General features: G+C 35.4%; 1 protein-coding gene. It reads right to left on the bottom strand.

Going from position 1 to position 1,085, the window contains the following annotated elements; all coding sequences use genetic code 11:
• The coding region (locus IC220_RS08235; protein ID WP_188153821.1) for a recombinase family protein at positions 1-1,056 on the bottom strand (1,056 nt) is incomplete at its 3' end.
• Positions 1,057-1,085 lie beyond the last annotated feature (29 nt).

Below are 1,085 nucleotides of genomic sequence, written 5' to 3'. Positions count from 1 at the left end.
TCTTACTTCCTCTATTACATATTTTTCTACTTCCCCTGCCGCTATTGTTCGATTACTTGATTGGCAGTGCATTCCTCTTATATGATTACGGCATACATAATACCTATAGCTTTTGTTTCTCTTTCTTGTATGTGTTCCTGCCATGCTGACGTTACATGAATGGCATCTTATTACCCCTTTTAATAACATCTCTTCATACTTTAACGCATACTTTGCTTGGCGTGTTCTTCTTATCTCTTCTACTTTATTCCATAGCTCCTCATCGATTATTCCTTCATGTTGTCCTGGGTAGCATTTTTCTTTGTATTTTACTTTTCCTATATATGTAAAATTTGTTATTATTCCTCTTACTGTTGCTTTTTTGAATTCTCCTCCTCCGTAAATCTTTCCTGATTTCACTTTTCTTTCTTTCACTCTATACCCTTGCCTGTTTATTTCTTTTGCCACTGCTGCCACTGATTTTAGCTCTATGAATCTTTCAAATATACGTTTTACTACTTTTGCCTCCTCCTCATTTATCATTAGTTTTTTTTCTTTAGCATCGTAGCCCAGTGGCACCGCGCCTCCCATCCATAGTCCTCTTTCTTTCGATCCTGCTATTTTTATCCTTATGTGATCTCCTACTGCTTTTCTTTCTCTTTGCGCTATACCTAAATTTAAATATAACATGAACTCATTGTCTGTACTTTCCTCGTTTAAATACGGTTCCATTACTGAGCTAAACCTCACTCGGTTTCTATTAAATTTATCTGATATTACTCGGATAAAATCTACTAGTGATCTTGTCAGTCTATTTAACTTAAACACTATTACATAATTTACTCTTCCTATTTCTATATCACGCAATAATTCACACAAGGCTGGCCTATCTAAGTTACCTCCTGAATATCCCCCATCATCGTACCTTTTTGGCAATAAAGACCAACCTTCTCGCTTATTAGCGTTGAAAAACTTTTCACACTCTGCCCTTTGTGACTCTATGCTGTTAAATGCTTGTTCTAGTCCATCTTCATTTGATTTTCTTGTATAAATTGCACAACGAACTTCTTTTTTCATTTATTCCTTCTCCTTAAAGAATACTAAGC

Source organism: Wolbachia endosymbiont of Pentalonia nigronervosa (assembly GCF_014534705.1).
In the GTDB taxonomy this organism is placed as follows: Bacteria; Pseudomonadota; Alphaproteobacteria; order Rickettsiales; family Anaplasmataceae; genus Wolbachia.
Note: the sequence above shows the minus strand (reverse complement) of the source record. Positions and strands in the feature narration are given on the sequence as shown.